This is a genomic window from Empedobacter sp. UBA6745 (assembly GCF_002453775.1).
GTDB lineage: Bacteria > Bacteroidota > Bacteroidia > Flavobacteriales > Weeksellaceae > Empedobacter > Empedobacter falsenii_C.
Genome location: NZ_DKHL01000039.1, coordinates 1 through 4,315, shown reverse-complemented (window position 1 = coordinate 4,315; position 4,315 = coordinate 1). Strand labels below are relative to the sequence as shown.

At 29.0% G+C, this 4,315-nt stretch carries 2 protein-coding genes; both read left to right on the top strand.

Going from position 1 to position 4,315, the window contains the following annotated elements:
* Positions 1–391: 391 nt before the first annotated feature.
* Positions 392–2,575, top strand: coding sequence for a TonB-dependent siderophore receptor (locus B4H69_RS11745; RefSeq protein ID WP_291094081.1), 2,184 nt, complete (start codon positions 392–394; stop codon positions 2,573–2,575).
* A gap of 6 nt (positions 2,576–2,581) precedes the next feature.
* Entirely contained in the window at positions 2,582–3,787 is a 1,206-nt protein-coding gene (locus B4H69_RS11740) for a PepSY-associated TM helix domain-containing protein (RefSeq protein WP_038330304.1), read from the top strand.
* The last annotated feature ends 528 nt before the right edge of the window (positions 3,788–4,315 follow it).

Here is a 4,315-nt window from a genome sequence, read left to right as displayed (position 1 = left end):
GCCTTGACTTTTTGGTTACTTTTTAGTCAAGTAAAAAGTGACATTAAAGAAAAGGAATACCTAAGCCACATCGTGACTTCTCCTTTTAATTTCAAATTCTTAATCTCAAATTTTTAATTTCAAATGTTTTTTGCGCTCTTTCCTGAAAGGTATATGAATTCAATATTCATAAAATAATAGAGGCCATGAATAAAAAATGAAAGCAAGATTCATTGACAAGCTCAGAATGACAAAATCTGTTGTTAAAAGTGAATTTTTTTTATTTCGTTATGTAATGTTTTTCAATTATCATAAAAAAAACTTAATTAATAAAGTATGAATATAAGAAAAAACTATTAAATTAATTTAGAATAAATTAAAATAATAAAATAGCTTTGTCAAAATTTTCAAAATGAAAAAAGTAACAATAGTACTTTCATTATTATATGCGTGCATTATTTCTGCACAAGAAAAAGATTCAATACAGACAAATACATTAGGCGAAGTAATTATCAATACTTTTATAAAAAAAGATACCGATACTTCAAATAAAATGCCGTTGAAGTTTATCGAGAATCCTCAAGTTTTTTCGAGTATTGATAAATCAGTTTTAGATCATCAAGTTATTTTTACAGTAGACGATGCTTATCGTAATGTAACTGGTTTACAAAAAATGTGGAATTCTACAGGTCGATCTGGAGATGGAGGAGCTTATGTTACTTTAAGAGGTTTTGTTTCCAACAACTCTTTACGTAACGGTTTGGTAGCCCCTGTTTCTACTACTATAGATGCTGTAAACTTAGAAAGATTAGAAGTATTAAAAGGTCCTTCTGCTACAATGTTTGGTAGTAATGTTACTTCTTATGGAGGTGTTGTAAATAGAATTACAAAAAAACCGCATGAAAATTTTGATGGATCAGTAAGTATTGCAGGTGGAAGTTATAATTACTACCGTGCATCTGCAGATATTAATGCTCCAGTTACGAATGATAATAAATTAATGTTTAGAGTCAATACAGCGTATACAAATTCTGGTACTTTTCAGAAAAAAAATAGCGGAAATGAATATTTTGCTTTTGCTCCATCATTACGTTACAAACCGAATGATCGATTAGATATCAACGTTGATCTTGAAATGTACGAAAATAATGCAATGGCAGAGCAGATGTTTTTTTACTTAGCAGGTAATCCTTCTTTAGGGATTAATAATATGAAAGATGTTGAAAGAGTTTTGGGATTAGATTACAAACAATCTTATGTTGGAGATGGTCTTAAAGCCAAATCAAAAGTCAGAAATTTATTTGGTCAAATAAATTATAAAATTAACGATCATATTAAATCATCTACGAATATTAGTAATGCTTATTCTCAATCGAATGGATTTAGCCCATATTTTTATGTTGCTCCAGAAAGTACTTATACTAAAAATCCATTAGATACAGAATTAGGCGTTATGCGTGCAGATCAATCAACAAGAGATAGTAAAAAAACAATTTTCCAATTACAACAAAATTTTAATTACGATTATACATTTGGTAAAATGAGAAATAGAACGGTTGTTGGTTTAGATTATATGCAAACCAAAAATAATCAAATGTTTATTTCTGGTGATTTTGATTGGGTTCCGTTTAAAAATGGAAATTATTCAAACATGAATAATCATACTTTACAAGATTTTTATAATACTTCGAATTCGGTTGGTGAATATCCAATAATAGGTGAATTAAATACGTATAGTGCTTATATATCAAATGTTTTTACACCAGTACAAGGATTAAATATTTTAGCTTCTATTCGTTACGAGAATAACGATTCTAAAAGAGGTAATTTATATAATAACCCAACAGAACCATATTCACAATCAGCTTGGTCTCCAAAGTTTGGATTTGTATATGAATTTGTTCCAACTAAATTCTCTGTTTTTGGTAATTACCAAAATAGTTTCAAAAGCAATGGATATTATGCCATAGATAAAGAAAATACTCAAGTTCTTTCTGATCCTGAAAAAGGAAATCAATTTGAAGGAGGTTTTAAAATGAATATTTTTAATAATAAAATTAATGCGACCTTAAGTTATTATAATATCAATGTCAAAAATTCTTTATTATATACAGGAGAATATACTGATACTTTTCAATCTGTTCAATCACAATCAGGAAAGGTAAAAAGTGAAGGGGTAGAATTAGAGCTTAATGCTTATCTAGTGAAAGGATTTTCGCTAGTAGGAGGTTTGGCTTATAATAATGCAAAAATTGAAGAAAATCCAACAGATACTTCTTTAGAAGGAACAAGACCTACAACTGCTGGTTCTGAGTGGTTAGCAAATTTTAATGCAAGTTATCAATTCTTAGATGGTAAAATAAAAGGATTAGGATTCGGAATTGGAGCAAACTATGCGAGCAAAAATCAAGTAAATAGCACCTTTTATTTACCAGAATATTTTATCGTAAATGCAAATGCTTTTTTCGATGCGAAGAAATTTAGAATAGGTGTAAAAGTAGATAATCTAACAAATGAACATTATTGGATTGGTTATACAACAGCAAATCCACAACAGTTAGTAAATGTTTCGGGAAGTCTTACATATAAATTTTAATCAAAAATGGCTTCCAAGCAAAAATCATCAAAAAAAGTAGGAAAACTGAAAAAAATATTTGGTAAACTACATCTCTGGTTTGGGTTAATTATTGGATTAATAATTTTTGTTGTTTCAGTAACTGGGGCGTTATATGTTTTCAAAGATGAATTTGAAAATATTGCGCGTAAGGATGTTATCTATCATCAAGAAAAAGATGTAGAGAATAAGAAAGTTATCCCAATTCGTCAACTTGAAAAATTAGTTGACGAACAAACCCAAGAAAAATATCCTATTCATTGGGTAAATATACCAATGGATAAAAACATGTCTTATATGTTCTATTGGTATGAACATGATGTAAATGCTTGGAATTATTTTGATGAATTTCCTATTTATAAACAAGCTTATGTAAATCCTTATACAGGTAAAGTTTTAAGAGTTTATGATGAAAAAAATGGCTTTTTTAATATCGTAAAAATGATACATTGGAGTTTCTTATTAAAACAGAGCTGGGGAAGCTATGTGGTAGGAATTCCTGTTATTATCTTTATTTTTATGTTAATTAGCGGTATTGTATTATGGTGGCCAAAAAATAAAGCTGCTAAAAAACAACGCTTCTGGTTCAGATGGAAAAACATAAATAATTGGAAACGTAAAAATTATGATCTTCATAATATCTTAGGTTTTTATTCTTCAATTTTCGCTTTAATATTTTCTATTACTGGATTATTTTATGCTTTTTTCTTTATTCAAGCTGCTATTTATGTGATATTTTCGGGAGGCAATACAACTTATCCAGATTTTTCTCATATAAAAACAACTGCGCCAATTGAATTAAGACAAGAATCTACACTCGATAAGATTATTGAAACTGTAAAAACCAACTATCCTAACTCGTATGGTTTCTCTATTGATTTAGGACATGAACATATGGACGATCATGAACATCCAAATTTTGAAGTTTATGTTGCACATAAAAAACAAGTTTATTATAGCAGCAGTAGTTTAATTTTTGATGAAAATTCAGGAGAATTGCTACATATACATGATCCAAAAGATAAGAACTTTGGAGAGAAAGTTGTTGGAGCAAATTATGATATTCATGTTGGATCTATTTTAGGATTGCCTACAAAAATATTGGCTTTTGTTGTAAGCTTAATTTCTGCTTCTCTACCAGTAACAGGTTTTATGATATGGTGGGGAAGAAGGAAAAAAAAGAAGAAAAGTTAAGTTGTTTTTAAATAAACTTTAAGATGTCAAAGGACCTCTAATTCATTTTTTATGTGAATTTGAGGTCTTTTTTTATCAAAAGAGAATACTCATTTAGATAAATGGTTAATCAACTAACTTAAAATTCTACAGAAAATAAATGAAATTGCAAAACATTGTATTGAAGACTTAGACGATAATAAGGAATAACAAAAACCAGTTGTCATTCCGAAGTAGTGAGAACGGATGAGGCATCCTTTTTTGTTTCGTTTTTTTGGATGAGCTTCCCCGTAGGGCATATGAATACCGATAATTAAAATAGATAAGCTATGAATAATAAAATGAAAATAAAGAAAAGGAATACCTGAGCCACACCGTGGCTCCTCCTCTTAATCTCAAATGTTATTGAAAATGAATTAAAACTCCGACGATTTAGAATCGAAATGTAATTCAACTCTAAATTATTGGAATAAAAAAAGTTGGAGTGTTTGAGCGAAGCGAGTTGCCAACTTTATGAAAATAATTTAGTTAGTTGAATCATTGAGAGAC

Bases quoted from the DNA above. Each gene is read 5' to 3' on its own strand.
- B4H69_RS11745 (WP_291094081.1), top strand. From the start codon at position 392: ATGAAAAAAGTAACAATAGTACTTTCATTATTATATGCGTGCATTATT.
- B4H69_RS11740 (WP_038330304.1), top strand. From the start codon at position 2,582: ATGGCTTCCAAGCAAAAATCATCAAAAAAAGTAGGAAAACTGAAAAAA.